Annotated in this window: 19 protein-coding genes and 1 tRNA gene; 17 read left to right on the top strand and 3 right to left on the bottom strand. The window is 68.2% G+C overall.

All coding sequences use genetic code 11. From position 1 onward, the window contains the following. Window positions 1-13: 13 nt before the first annotated feature. The 3 genes from ACFWF2_RS28860 to ACFWF2_RS28850 all read right to left on the bottom strand — a co-directional run bounded on the left by ACFWF2_RS28860 (window position 14) and on the right by ACFWF2_RS28850 (window position 1,811). Window positions 14-86 (bottom strand) — tRNA-Arg (locus ACFWF2_RS28860). A 112-nt stretch (window positions 87-198) separates the two neighbouring features. After that, a complete protein-coding gene (locus ACFWF2_RS28855) occupies window positions 199-930 on the bottom strand; it encodes a DUF305 domain-containing protein (protein WP_379310607.1) in 732 nt (243 codons plus the stop codon). Then, window positions 930-1,811 carry a DUF3105 domain-containing protein gene (locus tag ACFWF2_RS28850; RefSeq protein ID WP_379310606.1) on the bottom strand — a complete coding sequence of 294 codons (882 nt, stop codon included), beginning with the start codon at window positions 1,809-1,811 and terminating at the stop codon, window positions 930-932. Before ACFWF2_RS28850 ends, ACFWF2_RS28855 begins: the two co-directional genes overlap by 1 nt. An 89-nt stretch (window positions 1,812-1,900) precedes the next feature. On the opposite strand from ACFWF2_RS28850, the gene argS reads away from it, so the two are divergent. The 17 genes from argS to atpA all read left to right on the top strand — a co-directional run. Further along, window positions 1,901-3,562 carry an arginine--tRNA ligase gene (gene argS, locus ACFWF2_RS28845; RefSeq protein WP_379310605.1) on the top strand — a complete coding sequence of 554 codons (1,662 nt, stop codon included), beginning with the start codon at window positions 1,901-1,903 and terminating at the stop codon, window positions 3,560-3,562. Window positions 3,563-3,596: 34 nt separating this feature from the next. Continuing rightward, window positions 3,597-5,021, top strand: coding sequence for a diaminopimelate decarboxylase (gene lysA / locus ACFWF2_RS28840; protein ID WP_379310604.1), 1,425 nt, complete (start codon window positions 3,597-3,599; stop codon window positions 5,019-5,021). Next, complete coding sequence (locus ACFWF2_RS28835) at window positions 5,018-6,379, top strand: homoserine dehydrogenase (protein ID WP_379310603.1); 1,362 nt, start codon at window positions 5,018-5,020, stop codon at window positions 6,377-6,379. The genes lysA and ACFWF2_RS28835 overlap by 4 nt, the downstream gene beginning before the upstream one ends. Next, window positions 6,376-7,470 carry a threonine synthase gene (gene thrC / locus ACFWF2_RS28830; RefSeq protein ID WP_379310602.1) on the top strand — a complete coding sequence of 365 codons (1,095 nt, stop codon included), beginning with the start codon at window positions 6,376-6,378 and terminating at the stop codon, window positions 7,468-7,470. Before ACFWF2_RS28835 ends, thrC begins: the two co-directional genes overlap by 4 nt. Window positions 7,471-7,495: 25 nt before the next feature. Beyond that, window positions 7,496-8,422, top strand: coding sequence for a homoserine kinase (thrB, locus tag ACFWF2_RS28825; protein WP_379310609.1), 927 nt, complete (start codon window positions 7,496-7,498; stop codon window positions 8,420-8,422). 340 nt (window positions 8,423-8,762) lie between these two features. Further along, window positions 8,763-10,799 (top strand): transcription termination factor Rho, encoded by a 2,037-nt coding sequence (gene rho, locus ACFWF2_RS28820; RefSeq protein ID WP_379310601.1) that lies wholly within the window; start codon window positions 8,763-8,765, stop codon window positions 10,797-10,799. 222 nt (window positions 10,800-11,021) lie between these two features. After that, window positions 11,022-11,255, top strand: a complete 234-nt coding sequence (rpmE, locus tag ACFWF2_RS28815) for a 50S ribosomal protein L31 (protein WP_379310600.1) — start codon at window positions 11,022-11,024, stop codon at window positions 11,253-11,255. A gap of 96 nt (window positions 11,256-11,351) precedes the next feature. After that, window positions 11,352-12,422: a peptide chain release factor 1 gene (gene prfA / locus ACFWF2_RS28810; RefSeq protein ID WP_379310599.1), complete on the top strand. Its 1,071-nt coding sequence runs from the start codon at window positions 11,352-11,354 to the stop codon at window positions 12,420-12,422. A gap of 2 nt (window positions 12,423-12,424) precedes the next feature. Then, window positions 12,425-13,306 carry a peptide chain release factor N(5)-glutamine methyltransferase gene (prmC, locus tag ACFWF2_RS28805; RefSeq protein WP_379310598.1) on the top strand — a complete coding sequence of 294 codons (882 nt, stop codon included), beginning with the start codon at window positions 12,425-12,427 and terminating at the stop codon, window positions 13,304-13,306. A gap of 305 nt (window positions 13,307-13,611) precedes the next feature. Beyond that, complete coding sequence (locus ACFWF2_RS28800) at window positions 13,612-14,277, top strand: L-threonylcarbamoyladenylate synthase (RefSeq protein ID WP_379310597.1); 666 nt, start codon at window positions 13,612-13,614, stop codon at window positions 14,275-14,277. A 13-nt stretch (window positions 14,278-14,290) separates the two neighbouring features. Further along, a complete protein-coding gene (locus ACFWF2_RS28795; protein ID WP_189031120.1) occupies window positions 14,291-15,421 on the top strand; it encodes an MraY family glycosyltransferase in 1,131 nt (376 codons plus the stop codon). 28 nt (window positions 15,422-15,449) lie between these two features. Further along, complete coding sequence (locus tag ACFWF2_RS28790; RefSeq protein ID WP_379310596.1) at window positions 15,450-15,908, top strand: hypothetical protein; 459 nt, start codon at window positions 15,450-15,452, stop codon at window positions 15,906-15,908. Window positions 15,909-16,313: 405 nt separating this feature from the next. Further along, window positions 16,314-17,039, top strand: coding sequence for a F0F1 ATP synthase subunit A (gene atpB, locus ACFWF2_RS28785; protein WP_379310608.1), 726 nt, complete (start codon window positions 16,314-16,316; stop codon window positions 17,037-17,039). Window positions 17,040-17,120: 81 nt separating this feature from the next. Next, the gene (locus ACFWF2_RS28780) at window positions 17,121-17,369 is read left to right on the top strand and encodes an ATP synthase F0 subunit C (RefSeq protein WP_379310595.1); all 249 of its coding nucleotides are present in this window, start codon (window positions 17,121-17,123) and stop codon (window positions 17,367-17,369) included. A 5-nt stretch (window positions 17,370-17,374) separates the two neighbouring features. Then, on the top strand, window positions 17,375-17,932 hold the full coding sequence (locus tag ACFWF2_RS28775; RefSeq protein WP_379310594.1) for a F0F1 ATP synthase subunit B: 558 nt from the start codon (window positions 17,375-17,377) through the stop codon (window positions 17,930-17,932). Window positions 17,933-17,951: 19 nt separating this feature from the next. Then, the gene (locus ACFWF2_RS28770; protein WP_379310593.1) at window positions 17,952-18,764 is read left to right on the top strand and encodes a F0F1 ATP synthase subunit delta; all 813 of its coding nucleotides are present in this window, start codon (window positions 17,952-17,954) and stop codon (window positions 18,762-18,764) included. A 56-nt stretch (window positions 18,765-18,820) separates the two neighbouring features. Next, window positions 18,821-20,355, top strand: a 1,535-nt coding sequence (gene atpA, locus ACFWF2_RS28765; protein ID WP_379310592.1) for a F0F1 ATP synthase subunit alpha, incomplete at its 3' end; no start/stop codon positions are given.

The raw sequence follows: 20,355 nt of genomic DNA, 5'->3' as shown, positions 1-20,355 counted from the left end.
GGGCCTCGAAATGTGCCCTCGGCAGGATTCGAACCTGCGGCCTTCTGCTCCGGAGGCAGACGCTCTATCCCCTGAGCTACGAGGGCGGGATAGATGCCGGTCGCTGTGCGGCGATCGGGCAGCGACAGCGTATCGCATCGAGTGCGGTGCGCCAAAAACGGTGCCGGACCGGGCGGTTGACCCGGTCCGGCGGCTCGCTCAGCTCAGCGGCAGCGGGCTCGCGCCGCGGGCGGCCAGCATGCTCGTCATCAGCTGGGACTCGCCCTCCTGGGTCTTGGACATCTGCGCTGCCAGGACCCGCACCTCGGTGGTGTCGGCGTGCTCGGCGGCGTAGTCGAGCATCGGCACACCGCCCTGGTGGTGGCGCAGCATCAGCTGCAGGAACAGCGTGTCCATGGCGGGGCCGGTTGACTGGCGCAGCGCGGTCATCTCCTCCTGGCTCGCCATGCCGGGCATCGACGACATCGGACCCGACATCTCGTGCCCGGTCGTCGTACCGCCGTGGCCGTGCGAGCCCGAGCCGTGGTCGGTCATCCAGCCCATGTAGCCGTCGACGTTCTGGTTGGGCTCGCCCCACAGCTGCAACCAGCCCTGCATCCGGCCGATCTGATTCTGCTGGGTGGTGAGGATGTCGTAGGCGAGCCTGCGCACGTCGTTGTCGGTCGAGCCGATCAGCGCCGCGCCCGCCATGTCGACCGCCTGCGCGTGGTGCGCGGACATGTCCTGGCTGAACCCCACGTCGACAGGGCCCGGCGCAGGTGTCTCGGTCTTGTCCAGCGGCAGCCGCAGCAGCACGCCGGCCACGGCGCCGAGCAGCAGCAGGCCGATGGCGCCGAGGACGAGGATCGCCCCGGCCGGGCGACGCGCGCCCGGCTCGGCAGCGGTGTCGTCGGCGTTGTCGTCGGGGTCGACCGCGGTGTCGGTTCCCACTACTGGCCCGCGGGCTGGGTGCCCGGCAGCTGGAGACCGCCGGGGAGACCCGGCAGGCCACCGCCCCCACCGAGCTCGGACTGGTCCTGGGTCAGGCCCTTGCCGTCCATCGGCACGGCCTCGGGGCCGTACGGCGCCGCGTCGAACGGCGGCGGGTTGTTGGCGTCGAAGATCGGGTTCGAGCAGCTCGCGCCGACCTCGGGGTAGGCGTACGGGTTCTCGCGCAGCGCGGAGATGAACTGCTTGATCCGCGCGTCGTCGGCGGATTCGAGCTTGAGCTGGTGACCCCACGACTGCAGCGAGATCGGCGAGTCGAGGCCCGGGTACGGCGACATCAGCGAGTACTGACGGCCCTTGACGAAGTTCGACAGCTTCTCCACACCCGCGGCGTCGACCTTGTCCGGGTTGTAGGCGATCCAGACCGCGCCGTGCTCGAGCGAGTGCACCGCGTTCTCCATGCGGATCGGCTTGGCGTACACCGTGCCGGTGCAGTTGGCCCACGCGCCGTCGTGCGGGCCGCCGTAGGCGGGCGTCTTGTCGTAGGCGACGCGCTGGGCCGACGTCACGTGCAGACCGGCCGGGTAGTCCTGCTTGACCACGCCGTCGATCTTCGCCGACGGGTCCTGGTTCTCCTTGGACGGCACCCATTCCTTGAGGTCGGTCTGGGCTTCCCGGATGGCGGCCTGGTCCAGGTACTTGGGCACCAGGCTGTAGGCGAGCAGGCCGATCAACGCGACGATGGCCACACCGGCGCCCAGCAGGGCCCAGGGGAATTCTCGCTTCTTACCCGGAAGCTTGCCTTTGCCGGGTTTGCGGGACGGAGACGACTTCCCCGCGGCCCGGACGGCCTTGGCTGATGTGGCGCTGGTCCTGCTCGGCATCGCTCGTTGTGCTCTTTCGACGTGTGGATCGGGACGTTCGTACCGGGCGGTCGTGGTTGCGAGGCGCCCAGCCAATAGGATAGAGACTCGTGACTCCAGCTGACCTTGCAGATCTCCTTCGCACCACCGCCGCGAAGGTGCTTGTCGAACGTGGACTGGACTCGTCGGTCCTGCCCGAGCAGGTCACAGTGGAGCGTCCGCGCAACCCCGAACACGGCGACTATGCCACGAATGTGGCCATGCAGGTGGCCAAGCGGGTGGGAACCAATCCGCGTGAGCTGGCCGGCTGGCTCGCCGAGGCCCTGTCCGCGACCGACGGCATCGATGTGGCCGACGTCGCAGGTCCCGGCTTCCTCAACATCCGCCTCGCCGCCTCGGCGCAGGGCGTGATCGTCACGCAGATCCTGGCCGCGGGCGAGAAGTTCGGCACCGGCGCCGCGCTGTCCGGCACCAAGATCAACCTGGAATTCGTCTCTGCCAACCCGACCGGTCCCGTGCACCTCGGTGGCACCCGGTGGGCCTCCGTCGGCGACGCGCTGGGCCGCATCCTGGCCGCTCAGGGCGCCGACGTGACCCGTGAGTACTACTTCAACGACCACGGCGCGCAGATCGATCGCTACGCGAAGTCGCTGGTCGCGGCAGCCCTCGGCGAGCCGACCCCGGAAGACGGATACGCGGGCGAGTACATCCAGGAGATCAGCTCCGGCATCGTCGCCGCGCACCCCGCCGCGCTCACCCTGCCCGCCGACGAGCGGCACGAGCTGTTCCGTCGCGAGGGTGTGCAGCAGATGTTCGCCCAGATCAAGCAGGATCTGCACGACTTCGGCACCGACTTCGACGTGTACTTCAACGAGAGCGAACTGTTCGCCTCCGGCGCCGTCGAGCAGGCCGTCGAGCAGCTCAAGAACTCGGGCAACCTGTACGAGAAGGACGGCGCCTGGTGGATCGCGTCCACCGAGTTCGGCGACGACAAGGACCGCGTCGTCCTCAAGAGCGACGGCAACGCCGCCTACATCGCCGGTGACATCGCCTACTTCCAGAACAAGCGCGCGCGTGGCTTCGACCTGGCCATCTACATGCTCGGCGCCGACCACCACGGCTACATCGGCCGCCTCAAGGCCGCCGCGGCCGCGTTCGGCGACAACCCCGACACCGTCGAGGTGCTGATCGGGCAGATGGTGAACCTGGTCCGCGACGGCCAGGCCGTGAAGATGAGCAAGCGCGCGGGCACCGTCGTGACCCTGAACGACCTGGTCGAGCAGATCGGCGTCGACGCCGCCCGCTACTCGCTGGTGCGCTCCTCGGTGAACTCGAGCATCGACATCGACCTCGACCTGTGGACGAAGGCGAGCAGCGAGAACCCGGTCTACTACGTGCAGTACGCGCACTCGCGGACCAACAGCATCATCGGCAACGCCGCGAAGTACGCCGAGTTCGCTTCCGTCGAACCGGATTTCGCGCTGATGGACTCGGCGCGCGAAGGCGATCTGATCCGCACCCTCGGTGATTTCCCGCGCGTGGTCGCCACCGCCGCCGAGACCCGCGAACCGCATCGCATCGCCCGCTACCTCGAAGAACTGGCCGGTGTCTACCACCCCTTCCAGTCCGACGACGACATGCGCGTACTGCCCAAGGGCGATGACGCCGTCACCCCCCTCAACGCCGCCCGGCTCGAACTGGTCAAGGCGACCCGTCAGGTGCTGGCCAACGGCCTCACCCTGCTCGGCGTCAGCGCACCGGAGCGCATGTGAACACCGGCAAGCTTTTCAGGAAGGACGCACAACTGTGAGTGGTGCACACCCGGCCGGTCCCCGGCACGCAGAGATCCCGCACGCCCCGAGCCTGGCCGAGCGCCCGACCGGTCCGAGCGAGATGATCGACCTGCCCGCCAACGTGTGGCCGCGCAACGCCACCCGCGGCGAGGACGGCGTCGTCCGCATCGCCGGCGTGCCCGTGACCGAGCTGGCCAAGCAGTACGGCACCCCGCTGTTCGTCATCGACGAGGACGACTTCCGCTCGCGCTGCCGCGACATGGTGCGCGCCTTCGGGCCCAACGCCCGTGTGCACTACGCCTCCAAGGCGTTCCTGTGCGGTGAGATCGCCCGCTGGATCCGCGACGAGGGCCTCTCGCTCGACGTCTGCTCCGGTGGCGAGCTGGCCATCGCGCTGCACGCCGGTTTCCCGGCCGAGCGCATCGCGCTGCACGGCAACAACAAGTCGGTGCCCGAGCTCGAGGCCGCGGTCGCCGCCGGCGTCGGGCACGTGGTCGTCGACTCGCTCTACGAGATCGAGCGGCTCGAAGCGGTCGCAGGCGCGGCGGGCGTTGTCCAGGACGTGCTGGTCCGGGTCACCGTCGGTGTCGAGGCGCACACCCACGAGTACATCTCCACCGCCCACGAGGACCAGAAGTTCGGCTTCTCGATCGCCGGTGGCGACGCCATGGAGGCGCTCGCCCGCGTCTTCGAAGCCGACAACCTGCGCCTTGTCGGCCTGCACAGCCACATCGGCTCGCAGATCTTCGAGCTCGACGGCTTCGAGATCGCCGCGCGCCGCATGCTCGGCCTGCTCCGCGAGGCCATCGACAAATTCGGTATCGAGCGCACCGCGCAGATCTCCACCCTGGATCTGGGCGGCGGCCTCGGTATCTCGTACCTGCCGAGCGACAACCCGCCGCCGCTGGACGAGTTCGCCGCCAACCTGCGCGGCCTGGTCGCCGCCGAGGCCGCCCGCGCCGGGCTGCCAGAGCCGACCATCGCCGTCGAGCCGGGCCGCGCCATCGCGGGGCCTGGCACCGTCACCCTCTACGAGGTCGGCACCATCAAGGACGTCGAGCTCGACGGCGGCGCGCGCCGCCGCTACGTCAGCGTCGACGGCGGCATGAGCGACAATATCCGTCCCGCGCTGTACCAGGCCGATTACGATTGCCGTCTGGTCTCGCGCTCGTCGGATGCGCATGCGGTCGTCGCGCGCGTGGTCGGAAAGCATTGCGAGAGTGGCGATATCGTCATTCGCGATACCTGGATGCCCGCCGATGCCGGCCCGGGTGACCTGGTCGCCGTCGCGGCGACCGGTGCGTACTGCTATTCGATGTCGAGCCGCTACAACCAGCTCACCCGGCCCGCCGTGGTCGCGGTGCGTGACGGTGTGGCGCGACTGATTCTGCGCCGGGAAACGGTGGCGGACCTGCTCAGCCTGGAGGTAGAAGGATGACCGAAACCGGCGTCAACAACGGCACCAGGGACGCGAGTCGTCCGCTGGGTGTCGCCGTCCTCGGCATGGGCACCGTCGGCACCGAGGTGGTCCGCGTGCTGCGCGACCACGCCGAGGACCTGCGTTCGCGCGTCGGTGCGCCGCTCGTGCTGCGCGGCGTCGCCGTGCGCGACCTGAACAAGGACCGCGGCCTGCCCGCCGAGCTGCTCACCACCGACGCCGCGGCGCTCGTCGCCCGCGAGGACGTCGACCTGGTGGTCGAGGTCATGGGCGGCATCGATCCGGCCCGTGGGCTGATCGGCGCGGCGCTGACCGCGGGCAAGTCCGTCGTCACCGCCAACAAGGCGCTGCTGGCCGATTACACCGGCGAACTGGCCGCCGCCGCCGAGCGCAGCCGTGCCGACCTGTACTTCGAGGCCGCCGTCGCCGGTGCGATCCCGGTGGTCCGGCCGCTGATCCAGTCGCTCTCGGGTGACCGGGTGAACCGGGTGGTCGGCATCGTCAACGGCACCACCAACTTCATCCTCTCCGCGATGGACGAGACCGGCGCCGCCTACGACGACGTGCTGGCCGAGGCCACCGACCTCGGTTACGCCGAGGCCGACCCCACCGCCGACGTCGAGGGCTTCGACGCCGCCGCCAAGGCCGCGATCCTGGCCTCGCTGGCCTTCCACACCCGCGTGACCGCGGCGGACGTGTACCGCGAGGGCATCTCCAAGATCACCGCCGAGGACCTGGAGACGGCCTCGGCCGTCGGCTGCACCGTGAAGCTGCTCGCCATCTGCGAGCGCGTCGCGGCCGGTCCGGGCGAGCCCACCTCCGCCGAGGGCGGCAAGGATCGCGTCTCGGTGCGCGTGTACCCGGCGCTGATCCCGCGCAAGCACCCGCTGGCCTCGGTCAACGGCGCGTTCAACGCCGTCGTCGTCGAGGCCGACAACGCGGGCCGCCTGATGTTCTACGGGCAGGGCGCCGGTGGCGCGCCGACCGCGTCCGCCGTGCTCGGCGACCTCGTGATGGCCGCGCGCAACAAGTTCTACGGTGGTCGTGCACCGGGCGAATCGGTCTATGCTGAGCTGCCGATCGCGCCGATCGGGGACACCCCGACCCGCTACCACGTGAACCTGCAGGTGGCGGATCGTCCCGGCGTGCTCGCCGCGGTGGCGGACACGTTCGCCCAGCACGGGGTGAGCATCTCGACCGTCCGTCAGCAGGGCCATGGCGACGGTGCCAGGCTCGTGGTCGTCACCCACCATGCGGTGGAGTCCTCGCTGGCCGATACTGTCGCGGCATTGGCGGAAATGGATTCCGTCACCGCTGTGACCAGCGTTCTCAGACTGGAAGGCACAGAAGAATCATGAATTCCACTGGCATCGCCCCCCAGCTCGGCGTGCACTCGCGCTGGCCGGGTCTGATCGCGGCCTACCGCGATCGGCTCGAAGGTGCCGCCGACTGGGAACCGGTGACCCTGTTCGAGGGCGGTACCCCGCTGGTCCCCGCGCCGCACCTGTCCGAGCTGACCGGGTGCGAGGTGTACCTCAAGGTCGAGGGCGCCAACCCGACCGGTTCCTTCAAGGACCGCGGCATGACCATGGCGATGACCGACGCCAAGTACCGCGGCCAGAAGGCCGTGCTGTGCGCGTCGACCGGCAACACCTCGGCTTCGGCCGCCGCCTACGCCACCCGCGCCGGCATGGAGTGCGCGGTGCTGATCCCGCAGGGCAAGATCGCGATGGGCAAGCTGGCCCAGGCCGTGATGCTCGGCGCCAAGATCATCCAGGTCGAGGGCAACTTCGACGACTGTCTCGAGCTGGCCCGCAAGGTCACCTCGGACTTCCCCGAGGTCGGCCTGGTCAACTCGGTGAACCCGGCCCGCATCGAAGGCCAGAAGACCGCCTCGTTCGAGATCTGCGATGTCCTGGGCAAGGCGCCCGATGTGCACGTGCTGCCGGTGGGCAACGCGGGCAACATCACCGCCTACTGGCGCGGTTACCGCGAGTACCACGCCGACGGCATCACCTCGGTGCTGCCGCGCATGCTCGGCGTGCAGGCCGCCGGTGCGGCCCCGCTGGTCAACGGCGCTCCGGTGAAGGACCCCGAGACCGTGGCCACCGCCATCCGGATCGGCGCTCCGGCGTCGTGGAACGGTGCGATGGAGGCCAAGGAGCAGTCCGGTGGCGCCTTCCGCGCTGCCACCGACGAGGAGATCCTGGCCGCGTACCGGCTGGTCGCCGCGACCGAGGGCGTCTTCGTCGAGCCCGCGTCGGCCGCGAGCGTGGCCGGTCTGCTCGCCGCCCGCAAGGAAGGCTGGCTGGATTCGGGCCTGACCGTGGTCTGCACCGTGACCGGCAACGGTCTCAAGGACCCCGACAACGCGCTGACCGGCATGCCCGAGGTCAAGCCGATCGCCGTCGACCCGGTGGCTGTCGCCCACGAACTCGAGCTGGCCTGAGTTGAGCGCACGCGAGAGCAGGCTGATGACAGCGACCCTGCCCGCCGGTCTCGAAGTGACCGTGCGCGTTCCCGCCTCCACAGCCAACCTCGGCCCCGGATTCGACTGCCTGGGAATGGCATTGGGCCTCTACGACGAGATCGTGGTGCGCACGACCGATTCGGGTCTCGACATCCGGGTCGAGGGTGAGGGCGCCGACGACGTGCCGTGGGGCCCAACGCATCTGGTGGTGCGGGCGATCGAGCGCGGGCTGGAATCGCTCGGCGTCTGGGCCGACGGCCTCGATGTGGTGTGCCGCAACGTGATTCCGCACTCGCGTGGCCTCGGCTCCAGCGCCTCCGCGGTGGTCGGTGGCCTGGCCGCGGGCGCCGGGCTGGCCGCGAAGTTCGATCCGGAGCTGCGCCTCGACGCCGACCGTCTGGTGCAGCTGGCCTCGGAGTTCGAAGGTCATCCCGACAATGCCGCGGCCAGCGTGCTCGGCGGAATCGTGGTGTCGTGGACCGAATCCGATGCCGAGGCCAACCGCGCCTACCGGGCCGTGCGCCTGCGGCCCGCCGCCGCGCTGCGCCCGGTGGTGCTGATCCCGCAGGAACGCTCGTCTACGGCGCACACCCGCGGGCTGCTGCCCGAGCAGGTGCCGCACGGCGACGCCGCGTTCAACGTCAGCAGGGCGGCGCTGGCCGTCGTGGCGCTCACCGAGCGCCCCGATTTGCTGATGCCCGCCACCGCCGACCGGCTGCACCAGACCCAGCGTGCTCCCGCGCTACCGCTCACCACGGCGTGGATCCAGCGGCTTCGGGCCGCGGGAATCCCGGCGACTGTTTCCGGCGCAGGCCCGACCATTCTGGCGCTCGCGACCGGAGAATTCCCCGATGACCTGCGCAAACAGGCGGAATCCGACGGGCTGCGGGTAGTCGAACCCGGCATTGCGGACGGCGTCGCTGTCGACTGACGGCGTGCCTGCCTTGCCGTTGTTCGCAATGGGCAGCTATTCTGTGCAAGTCCGTACATCGTGCGCATCAGACGCCGGTGCTTCATCAGGGCAATCGCTCCAGCAGGCTCCAGGCTCGAGCCTCCACACCATGGAGGTGCTGCGACGCCGAGAAGCCGCTCAACTGGAATGATCTCTCCTCACCACTGTCTTCTGGTGGCGAAGCCTCCGGTCCGGCGGGGCGGGTAGTACGGCACAGGCGTCCTGTCGGACGCGTAATCCGAGCTCGGCACGCGGTGCCGGGTCTACGGAACGAACCCTCGATTCAGCACACGGCATTCGAGGGAAGGAAAGGATTTCCGTGACAGATACGGACCTGCTCGCGACACCCGGGGTGGAATCCAACCCTACGAACTCGGGCGGCCGCGAAAGTGAATCCGGACAGATTTCGAAAATGAGCGAACACACCGACGTCGCACGATCGGGGCTGACTGGAATGCTGTTGCCGCAGTTGCGCGCATTGGCGGGGGAGCTCGGTATCCGAGGCACCTCCGGTATGCGTAAGGGCGATCTCATCGCCGCTATCAAGGAAAATCAGGCCGGAGCGCCTGCGAAGGCGGGCAAGCCCGCCGAGGCCGCCGCCGTGACGGCCGACGCGCCCGCCGCCAAGACCGAGGCGCCCGCCAAGGCCGAGGCTCCGGCCAAGGCCGACAAGCCGGCCAAGGCCGACAAGCCCGCCGAGACGCAGGCCGCCGTCGCGGTCGCGCCCGAGCAGGCCCCGGCCGAGCAGGCGCAGGCCGAGTCCAAGACCGCCGCTCCCGCCGAGTCGACCGAGGATTCCGGTCGCGAGGGCGGTCAGCGTGGCCGTGGCAGGCAGCGTCGTGGTCGTGACCAGGCCCGTTCCGGTGGGGGCGAGAACGCCCAGGCCGAGAGCCGTGGCGAGGAGCCCAAGCAGGCCGACAAGGCCGAGGGCGGCGAGCAGGGCGAGCGTCGTCGCGAGCGTGGCGACCGCACCGGTGGCGACCGGGGCGAGCGCGCCGGTGGCGAGCGGAATCAGAACGAGCGCAACCAGAACCAGAACGGCAGCGCCGGCGGTAATCGCGGTCCCCGCGACGACCGCGGTGGTGACGACGAGGAAGGCGGCCGCGGTCGCCGGGGTCGCCGGTTCCGTGAGCGTCGCCGCGGTCGTGACCGCGACGGTGGCGCCGGTGGCGGTGGCGGCGAGGCCCGCGACTTCGAGATCCGCGAGGACGACGTCCTGCAGCCGGTCGCAGGCATCCTCGACGTCCTGGACAACTACGCGTTCGTGCGGACCTCCGGCTACCTGGCAGGCCCGAACGACGTGTACGTCTCGATGAACCTGGTCCGCAAGAACGGCCTGCGCCGCGGTGACGCGATCACCGGTGCGGTCCGCGCCCCGCGCGACGGCGAGCAGAGCAACCAGCGCCAGAAGTTCGACCCGCTGGTCCGCCTGGACACCGTCAACGGCGGCGAGGTCGAGGCGGCCAAGCGTCGTCCCGACTTCACCAAGCTGACCCCGCTGTACCCGAACCAGCGCCTGCGCCTCGAGACCGCGCAGAACAAGCTGACCACGCGCGTGATCGACCTGATCATGCCGATCGGTAAGGGCCAGCGTGCGCTGATCGTGTCCCCGCCCAAGGCGGGTAAGACCACGATCATGCAGGACATCGCCAACGCGATCGCGATCAACAACCCCGAGTGCTACCTCATGGTTGTCCTGGTCGACGAACGTCCCGAAGAGGTCACCGACATGCAGCGTTCGGTGAAGGGTGAGGTCATCGCCTCCACCTTCGACCGTCCGCCCGCCGACCACACCTCGGTCGCCGAGCTCGCCATCGAGCGCGCGAAGCGACTGGTGGAGATGGGCAAAGACGTTGTGGTGCTGCTCGACTCGATCACCCGATTGGGCCGTGCGTACAACAACTCCTCGCCCGCCTCGGGCCGCATCCTCTCCGGTGGTGTCGACTCGACCGCGCTGTACCCGCCCAAGCGGTTCCTCGGCGCGGCCCGCAACATCGAGAACGGTGGCTCGCTCACCATCATCGCCACGGCGATGGTGGAGACCGGCTCCACCGGTGACACGGTGATCTTCGAGGAGTTCAAGGGCACCGGCAACGCCGAGCTCAAGCTCGACCGCAAGATCGCCGAGCGGCGCGTGTTCCCCGCGGTCGACGTCAACCCGTCCGGTACCCGCAAGGACGAGCTGCTGCTCTCGCCCGACGAGGCCGCCGTGCTGCACAAGCTGCGTCGCGTGCTGACCGGGCTGGACTCGCACCAGGCCATCGATCTGCTGATCGACCGGCTGAAGAAGTCCAAGAACAACCTCGAGTTCCTGATGCAGGTCTCCAAGACCGCACCGGGCGCTCTCGACGAGTGATCGTCTAGAACCGCAGCAAGGGGCCTCGCCGACGCGGGGCCCCTTGCTGCATTCGGGGAACAATTCTGAGGTGGGGGGTGTTTTCGGAGGGTGCGGCCAGATCTGGCATACTGGACCGCTGTGTGTCTGCGGCTTCGCAGACATCCCGCCTAGTCGGTTCCGGTTCACGTATTCCGCGCTCCAGCGGCATGCGACCCGGCGACCATTATCGAGAGGACGCCCATGAAGGCAGGAATCCACCCCACGTATGTCGACACCACCGTTGTGTGTGGTTGCGGCAACACCTTCCAGACTCGCTCCACCAAGGAGTCCGGCCAGATCACCGTCGAGGTCTGCTCGCAGTGCCACCCGTTCTACACCGGCAAGCAGAAGATCCTCGACACCGGCGGCCGCGTCGCTCGCTTCGAGGCTCGCTACGGCAAGCGCGCGGGCAAGAAGGCCGACGCCGACAGCTAGTTGCCTCATCCGACGCCCGGTTCTGCTTTCGCAGGCCGGGCGTCGGTGGTTTCTCGCCCAACCGATTCCGCCCGCACCGCACATAAGGAAGCAAACGTGACGCAGCCGTCCGCCATCGACGACATTCTGGCCGAGTACGCAGGCCTGGAGACGCAGCTGGCCGATCCGTCGTTGCACAGCGACGCCGGTGCGGCCCGGCGGGTGGGCAAGCGGTTCGCCGAGCTGGCCCCGGTGATGTCGACCTACCGCAAGCTCGAATCGGTCCGCGACGATCTCGACGCCGCCCGTGAGCTGGCCGCCGACGACGCCGCGTTCGCCGCCGAGGTGCCCGGTCTGGAAACCCAGCTGGTGGAGCTCGAGCAGGCGCTGGCCGATCTGCTCGCCCCGCGCGACCCGCACGACGGCGACGACGTGGTACTCGAGGTGAAGTCGGGCGAGGGCGGCGAGGAATCGGCGCTGTTCGCCGCCGACCTGGCGCGCATGTACATCCGCTACGCCGAGCGGCACGGCTGGAAGGTGGAGACGCTCGACGTCACCTATTCCGACCTGGGCGGATACAAGGACGCGACGCTGTCGATCAAGAGCCGCGACGCCGCCCGTGACGGCGTGTGGTCGCGCTTCAAGTTCGAGGGTGGCGTGCACCGCGTGCAGCGCGTGCCGGTGACCGAGTCACAGGGCCGCATCCACACCTCGGCGGCGGGCGTGCTGATCTACCCCGAGCCCGACGAGGTCGAGCAGGTGCAGATCGACGAGACCGACCTGCGCATCGATGTCTACCGGTCCTCCGGCAAGGGCGGCCAGGGCGTCAACACCACCGACTCCGCGGTTCGCATCACCCACCTGCCCTCCGGCATCGTGGTGACCTGCCAGAACGAGCGCTCCCAGCTGCAGAACAAGGCGCGCGCGATGCAGGTGCTCGCCGCCCGGCTGCAGGCGCTGGCCGAGGAGCAGGCCGACCAGGAGGCCGCCGCGGGCCGCGCGAGCCAGATCCGCACGGTGGACCGCTCCGAGCGCATCCGCACCTACAACTTCCCGGAGAACCGGATCGCCGATCACCGCATCGGTTTCAAGGCGCACAACCTCGACGCCGTCCTCGACGGTGACATGGACGCGCTGCTCGACGCGCTCGGCAAGGCCGACCGCGACGCCCGTATGGCCGCCGAGTAACCGTGGCGGAACGCGTCCGGCTGCGCCCGCTGATCGTCGAGGCCGCGGCGCGGCTGGCCGAGGCGGGCGTCGCCTCACCGCTGCCCGATGCCGAGAACCTGGCCGCCCACGTGCTCGGTGTCGACCGGATGCGGCTGGCGCTGCACCCGATGGTCGAGCCCGCCGAGGCGGAACGGTTCGGGCAGCTGATCGACCAGCGGGCCGCGCGAATCCCGTTGCAGCACTTGACCGGAACGGCCGCGATGGGCGAGATCGACCTCGCCGTCGGCCCTGGCGTCTTCGTGCCGCGCCCCGAGACCGAGCTGCTGTTCGCGTGGGCGCTGGCCTGGCTGGAGACGCTGCCGCACGACCACGCGCCGATCGTCGTCGACCTGTGTACCGGCTCGGGCGCCCTGGCCCTTGCCATCGCACACGCCCGCCCCGATGCCCAGGTCCATGCCGTCGAACTCGACCCCGACGCCCTGCCCTGGGCCCGGCGCAATGCCGACGACCGCATCGCCGACGGCGACACCCCCATCACCCTGTACGCCGACGACGTCACCGACCCGACCCTGCTCACCGAGCTGTCGGGCCGCGTCGACCTGGTCGTCTCGAACCCGCCCTACATCCCCGACGCCACCATCCTCGACCCCGAGGTCGCCGAGCACGACCCCCACCGCGCCCTCTTCGGCGGCCCCGACGGCCTCGACGTCATCCGCGCCATGGTCCCCACCATCGCCCGCCTGCTGTGCCCCGGCGGCGCCACCGCCATCGAGCACGACGACACCAACGGCGGGGGAGTGGCGGCCCTCCTGGCGGCCGCCGATTTCGTCGACATCGTCGAGCATCCCGATCTCGCGGGTAAGCCGCGATTCATCGTCGCGGCGCGGCACAGCAAACCCTGACCGGGTGACCGAACGCCGTGTGTCCCCGCTGCCTGCGGCGCGGGCCCGCTGGTCCAGCACACCTCCAGCAGCTCCAGGAGTGGCCGCTGCACGCCGGGCGGTGGGCCGGAGCGTCGCGGCCTCGCAAAGTCCCCGCGCAGGTGAAGCCCCTCGCGGGGGCTAGACTCTTGCCGCACACCGAAGACCGGCAAGAATCGTGGGACCTCGACAACTTGCCGCAACCCCGATGACCACGAGACCCGGGGCAGCGGAATATTGTCAGCCACCCGAAGTCCGGCAGAAATCGCGGGAAGGCGAAGCTAAGCGTGAGTACCGTTTACGACTGTGCCGAACCGGCGTCTCGGGCCGCCGGCATCACCGCCGCCACCAGCGCGCTGAAGTCCGGTCGGCTGGTCGTGATGCCGACCGACACGCTGTACGGCCTGGCGGCCGACGCGTTCGATGCCGACGCGGTCGGCTCGCTGCTGGCCGCGAAGCGGCGCGGTCGCGATATGCCCGTTCCGGTGCTCGTCGGTTCCTGGCACACCATCGATGGGCTCGTGTTCTCGGTGCGGCCGCAGGCGCGGGACCTGATCCGCGCGTTCTGGCCGGGTGCGCTGAGCCTGGTCGTGCAGGCGGCGCCGTCGCTGGCGTGGGATCTGGGTGACACCCGCGGCACGGTGATGCTGCGGATGCCGTTGCATCCGGTGGCGCTGGAATTGCTGCGCGAAGTCGGGCCGCTGGCCGTGTCGAGTGCGAACGTGTCCGGGCAGCCGCCCGCCAGCACCGTCGAGCAGGCGCGCGAGCAGCTGGGTTCGCTGGCGAGTGTGTATCTCGACGGTGGTCCGGCCGAGCACGCGGTGGCCTCCACGATCGTCGATCTGACCGCGGATCAGCCAAGGGTGTTGCGGGAGGGTGCGGTGCCGGTGGCCGATATCGCGGAGGTGCTCGGGATGGCGCCCGACGCGTTGACCAGCCCCGCGCAGCGGTGATCGCACGCCTCCCATGAGCTCAGTCGTTCCCCTGCGCGAGCTGGTGCTCGTGCTGCTCGTCTCGGCCACGGTGACCTTCCTGGCGACCGGCGGTGTCCGGGTGCTTGCCATCGGCTTCGGCGCGGTCGCGATTCCGCGTGAGCGCGATGTGCACGTGAAGCCGATTCCGCGGATGGGTGGCGTCGGCATGTATGTCGGTGTCGTCGCCGCGGTGTTGTTCGCCCACCAATTGCCTGCCCTGCGCCGCGGTTTCGATTACGCGCCCGATATTCCTGCGGTGCTGGTCGCGGCGACGATCATCGTGCTCGTCGGCATCGTCGACGACCGCTGGGGTCTGGACGCGCTCACCAAATTCGCCGGGCAGGTCACCGCGGCGGGCGTGATGGCCGTGATGGGCCTGAGCTGGTACGTGATCTACGACCCGTTCAACGACTCCACCGTGGTGCTCGACGCGCTGCAGGGCGGTCTGGTGACCGTCGGCATCACCGTCACGCTCGTGAACGCGATGAACTTCGTCGACGGTCTGGACGGTTTGGCGGCGGGGCTCGGCTTGATCTGCGCCGTCGCGGTTTTCGTGTTCTCCGTCGGTTTGCTCTACGACCAGGGCGGCTCGGTGGACACCTATCCACCCGCGCTGCTGGCCGCCGCGCTGGCCGGCGCCTGCCTCGGATTCCTTCCGCACAATTTCTCGCCCGCCCGAATCTTCATGGGCGATACCGGCTCGATGATGATCGGTTTGATGCTGGCGGCGGTTTCCACCGGCGCCTCCGGCCGAATTCCGCTGCAGGGCTACGGCCCGCGCGACATTGTCGGTTTGCTCTCACCGCTGTTGCTGGTCGGCGCGGTGATGTTCATTCCGGTGCTGGATCTGTTGCTCGCGATCGTGCGCCGCGTGCGCGCGGGCGTGAGTTTCTCCACACCGGACAAAATGCATCTTCATCACCGATTGCTACAGATCGGACATTCCCAGCGACGCGTGGTCCTGTTGATCTATTTATGGGTCGGCGTGCTCGCCTTCGGCGCGGTGGGAACATCGCTGATGGATCGGCGACTCGTGGTGTTACTGGTGGCGGGTGGATTGGTGTTCGCGCTGGTAGTGACCGCGATCCCATCGATGCGCCGGGTGGAGTCGGCGAACCGGTGAACTCCGGCCGCAAGGTAAAGTGCGGCCCGTGAGCTTTACACCGGAAACCGTGCCGAGCCCCGACGCCCCGTTGCGCGCCGCGCTGCGCTACGGCCTGATCGGCCTCGGTGTCCTCGTGGTCGCCTCGATCGCCATCGCCACCGCGGTGGCCGGTACGCCAGGCATGTGGGGCGCCGTACTCGGCTCAGCGATCGGCGGCGCCTTCATCCTCACCACGGCCTTGTCCGTGCTCCTCGGTGCGAAGCTTCCTCCGAGTACCGCGGGCTTTGTGCTGTTGGGAGGCTGGATCGGCAAGATGCTGGTCGGCCTGCTGGTCATCGCTGCTCTGCAGCGCTTCGACTTCTACAGCAGGTTCGCGCTCTTCTTCACGGTGGTCGCCGCGTTGTTCATCGTGCTCGGCGCGGAAACGTACGGTGCTGTGCGCCACAAGGTTCCGTATGTCACGACACGCGCGGGAGACAGCGAAACGGGCTCCGAACAGGAATAATCCCACCCAGCTACGCACTGTCGTAGATAACTTGGTAAAGTGCAGGTAAGCAAGCGACCAAGTCGGGATCCAATCCTCGGGGTACACGAGCCCCGGGCCCCACCAGATCGGGGGGATCACCAAGGTCTCGCGGGGTGCCGCTATGCTTACTGCCGATCCGGGGCTGAATCTGTCTCGGTTGAAGCAAATCGACGATGTCGCCGACACCTGGGCAGGCGCGACGCGGATTTCCGCGGAGCCTGTTGTGGCACTTCGAGCGTTCTAGTCGATACCCCTGATCGTCAATGTCCGATCGAACCACGGGACCATGATCCCGCGGCCCGAACACGGGAGAGAACGCTGAGCGCCACAACTTGGGCGGGCGAATTTCATACGCCATCACTAATCGACTTCTTCCCTCCAGCGATCTTGTTCGAGGGCACGTTCATCGAGATCGACCGCCTGGTGCTCGTCCGTGTCTTGATGTCCGCGGTGCTGATCGGGTTCATGCTCGCAGCATTTCGGAGCCCGCGGATCATTCCCGGTCGTCTGCAGAGCATCGCCGAGTCCGGTCTGGTCTTCGTCAAGGAGCAGATTTGTGACGAGGTTCTGGGCAAGGAATCCGGGCGGAAGTTCTTCCCGCTGATCGCGACGGTCTTCTTCACCGTTCTCTTCCTGAACTTTTCGGGCATCATCCCCGGCTTGAACATCTCCAGCAACGGCCGAATCGCCATGCCGCTGGTCCTGGCCGTGATCGCCTACGTCGCGTTCAACTATGTCGGCATCAAGAAGTACGGATTCATCAAGTACATGCGTAGCAGCATCGTGGTTCCGGGTGTTCCACCAGCGCTGCATGTACTGCTGATTCCGATCGAGTTCATGTCGACGTTCCTGCTGCGTCCCTTCACGCTGACTGTCCGACTCATGGCCAACATGCTCGCCGGTCACATCCTGTTGGTGATGTTCTTCGCCGCGACGCAGTTCTTTCTGTTCGACGCGGACAACTGGATGAAGGTCTTCGCGCCGTTCTCCCTGCTCGCGGGCATCGCGTTCACGCTGTTCGAGCTGCTCGTCATCCTGTTGCAGGCCTACGTCTTCGCGCTGCTGGTTGCGATCTACATCGGACAAGCCGAGCACGTCGATTCACACTGATCCGACTAGCTGCTACTTACTCGAAACCCCTGCTGCACCACGCCACCCGGCGGGTGAGCAACAGAAAGGAATGGAAGACTCATGAGCCTCTCGTACTTGGCCCAGGAAGCCGTCACCACCACCACCAACAACACGGGCTTCGGTGCCATCGGCTATGGTCTGGCCGCAATCGGCCCCGGTGTCGGCATCGGCATTCTCGTGGGTAAGACGATCGAAGGTATCGCCCGTCAGCCCGAGCTGGCCGGCCAGCTCCGGACCACCATGTTCCTCGGCATCGCGCTGACCGAGGCACTTGCCCTCCTCGGCCTTGTCGCCGGCTTCATTTTCTGATTCCCATGTCTCAGTACACAGTGCTGGCTGCAGAGGAAGCAGAGAACGTCAATCCTCTCATTCCAGCCACATACGACATTGTGTGGTCGGCGATCTGCGTCGCCATCATCGCGGTTCTGTTCTACAAGTTCGTGGCGCCGCGTCTGACCAAGGTGCTCGATGAGCGTGCCGAAAAGATCCAGGGCGGTATCGCCAGGGCCGAAGCAGCCCAGGCGGAAGCACAGCAGACGCTGGAGCAGTACCAGCAGCAGCTCGCCGACGCCCGGCTCGAGGCCGCACGTATCCGCGAGGAGGCCCGCACCCAGGGTCAGCAGATCCTCGCGCAGATGCGCACGGATGCCCAGGCCGAAAGCGACCGTATTGTCGCCGCAGGCCACTCCCAGCTGGAAGCCCAGCGCCAGCAGATCCTGACGGAGCTGCGTTCCGAGGTCGGCCGCACGGCCGTCGACCTGGCCGAGAAGATCATCGGTCAGTCGGTTTCGGACGAAGCCAAGCAGGCGGCGTCGATCGACAAGTTCCTTCGCGAACTCGACGACACCGACGCCATCGGGGTCGGAAGGTAGCGACGCGAAAGTGAGAAGCATGTACGCAGCGAGCCGCGAGGCCAGTGCCCGGTCTCGCGAGGCGCTTCGGGTCGCGCTGACCGGAAGCGAAACTGTTGCGGCCACAACGGGATCGGAACTGTTCGCCGTTGTCGCCGTGCTGGACGACCAGCGTTCGCTGCGTGTGGCGCTCGCGGACGCCTCGGTGCCGGGTTCGGCGCGCGCTGAACTCAGCGAACGGATCTTCGGCGGCAAGGTCAGCGCTGCCACGCAGGCAGTGCTGACCACCGTGGTGGCGCAGAACTGGTCGAGCACCGCCGATCTGGTCGACACCCTGGTGCTGCTCGGGCAGGAGGCTCTGCTGGAGTCGGCCAACGACGGTGGCCGGCTGGACGCGGTGGAGGACGAGCTGTTCAGGCTCGGCCGGATCATCGCCGACAACCCGCAGCTGGAGCAGGCACTGTCCGATCAGGGCAAGCCGGCCGCGGCGCGGCGCGAGCTGATCGAGCGCCTGCTGAACGGCAAGGCCGAGTCGATCACCCAGACGCTGGCCGAGCAGGCGGTTACCCGGCAGCGGACCAACAACATCGGCGTCGCCTTCGACGCCCTGTCCGATCTGGCGGCGGCCCGTCGTGACCAGATCGTCGCCCACGCGCACGCCGCGGTCGAGCTGTCCGATCAGCAGAAGGAGAAGCTCTCTGCTTCCCTGCAGCGGATCTACGGCAAGGCGGTCACCGTGCACGTGCAGGTCGACCCGACGCTGCTGAGCGGCGTCGTCGTGCGCGTCGGAGACGACGTCATCGACGGCAGCGCCACCGGCCGACTGGAGAAGCTGCGCCGGGCACTGTCCTGACCAGCAGCTCAACTCCAACCCCCGACATTCGAGACCACAGCGAGAGCAGGAACAACATGGCGGAGCTGACGATCTCCTCCGACGAGATCCGTAGCGCGATCGAGAGCTACACCCAGAGCTACACCCCGGAAACCTCCATCGAAGAAGTCGGCCTCGTGACCGACACCGGCGACGGCATCGCGCACGTGAGCGGTCTGCCTTCGGCGATGGCCAACGAGCTGCTCGAGTTCCCTGGCGGCGTCCTGGGCGTCGCGCTGAACCTCGAGGACACCGAGATCGGTGCCGTCATCCTCGGCGAGTACGCCTCGCTCGAGGAGGGCCAGCAGGTCCGCCGCACCGGCGACGTGCTGTCGGTTCCCGTCGGTGACAAGTTCCTCGGTCGCGTCGTCAACCCGCTCGGCCAGCCGATCGACGGCCTGGGCGAGATCGAAGCCGACGACCGCCGCGTGCTGGAGCTGCAGGCCGCGACCGTGCTGGAGCGCCAGCCGGTCGAGGAGCCGCTGGCCACCGGTATCACCGCGATCGACGCGCTGACCGCCATCGGCCGCGGCCAGCGTCAGCTGATCATCGGCGACCGCAAGACCGGCAAGACCGCCGTCGCCGTCGACGCGATCCTGAACCAGAAGGCGAACTGGGAGACCGGCGACCCGACCAAGCAGGTCCGCTGCATCTACGTCGCGATCGGCCAGAAGGGCTCCACCATCGCGGGCGTCAAGACCGCGCTCGAGGAGCACGGCGCGATGGAGTACACCACCATCGTCGCGGCCCCGGCCTCCGACTCCGCCGGCTTCAAGTGGCTGGCTCCCTACACCGGTTCGGCCATCGGCCAGCACTGGATGTACCAGGGCAAGCACGTCCTGATCGTGTTCGACGACCTGACCAAGCAGGCCGAGGCGTACCGCGCCATCTCGCTGCTGCTGCGTCGTCCGCCGGGCCGCGAGGCGTACCCCGGTGACGTCTTCTACCTGCACTCCCGTCTGCTGGAGCGTTGCGCGAAGCTGTCCGATGCCATGGGCGGCGGCTCGATGACCGGTCTGCCGATCATCGAGACCAAGGCCAACGACGTCTCGGCGTTCATCCCGACCAACGTCATCTCCATCACCGACGGCCAGGTCTTCCTCGAGTCCGACCTGTTCAACAAGGGTGTCCGCCCGGCGATCAACGTCGGTACCTCGGTCTCCCGTGTCGGTGGCGCCGCCCAGACCAAGGCCATGAAGAAGGTCGCCGGTTCGCTGCGTCTGGAAATGGCGCAGTACCGCGAGCTGGAGGCGTTCTCCGCCTTCGCCTCCGACCTGGACGCCGCCTCGCTGGCCCAGCTCGAGCGTGGTGCCCGCTGGGTGGAGCTGCTCAAGCAGAACCAGTACTCCCCGGTCGCCGTCGAGGATCAGGTCGTCTCGATCTACCTGGTCGACGCCGGCTACTACGACTCGGTGCCGGTCGGCGACGTGCGTCGCTTCACCGCCGAGCTGCTGGAGCACCTGCACAGCGCGACCCAGTCGTCCTTCGACGCGCTCGAGGGTGGCCGCAAGCCGCTCGACGGCGAGGCCGCCGACGCGATCAAGTCGGAGACCGACAAGTTCAAGGAAGGCTT

Origin of the sequence: Nocardia sp. NPDC060259 (assembly GCF_042728775.1) — a bacterium.
Taxonomy (GTDB): Bacteria; Actinomycetota; Actinomycetes; order Mycobacteriales; family Mycobacteriaceae; genus Nocardia.
The sequence above is the reverse complement of the archived record's forward strand: the minus strand, read 5'-3'. Positions and strand labels throughout refer to the sequence as shown.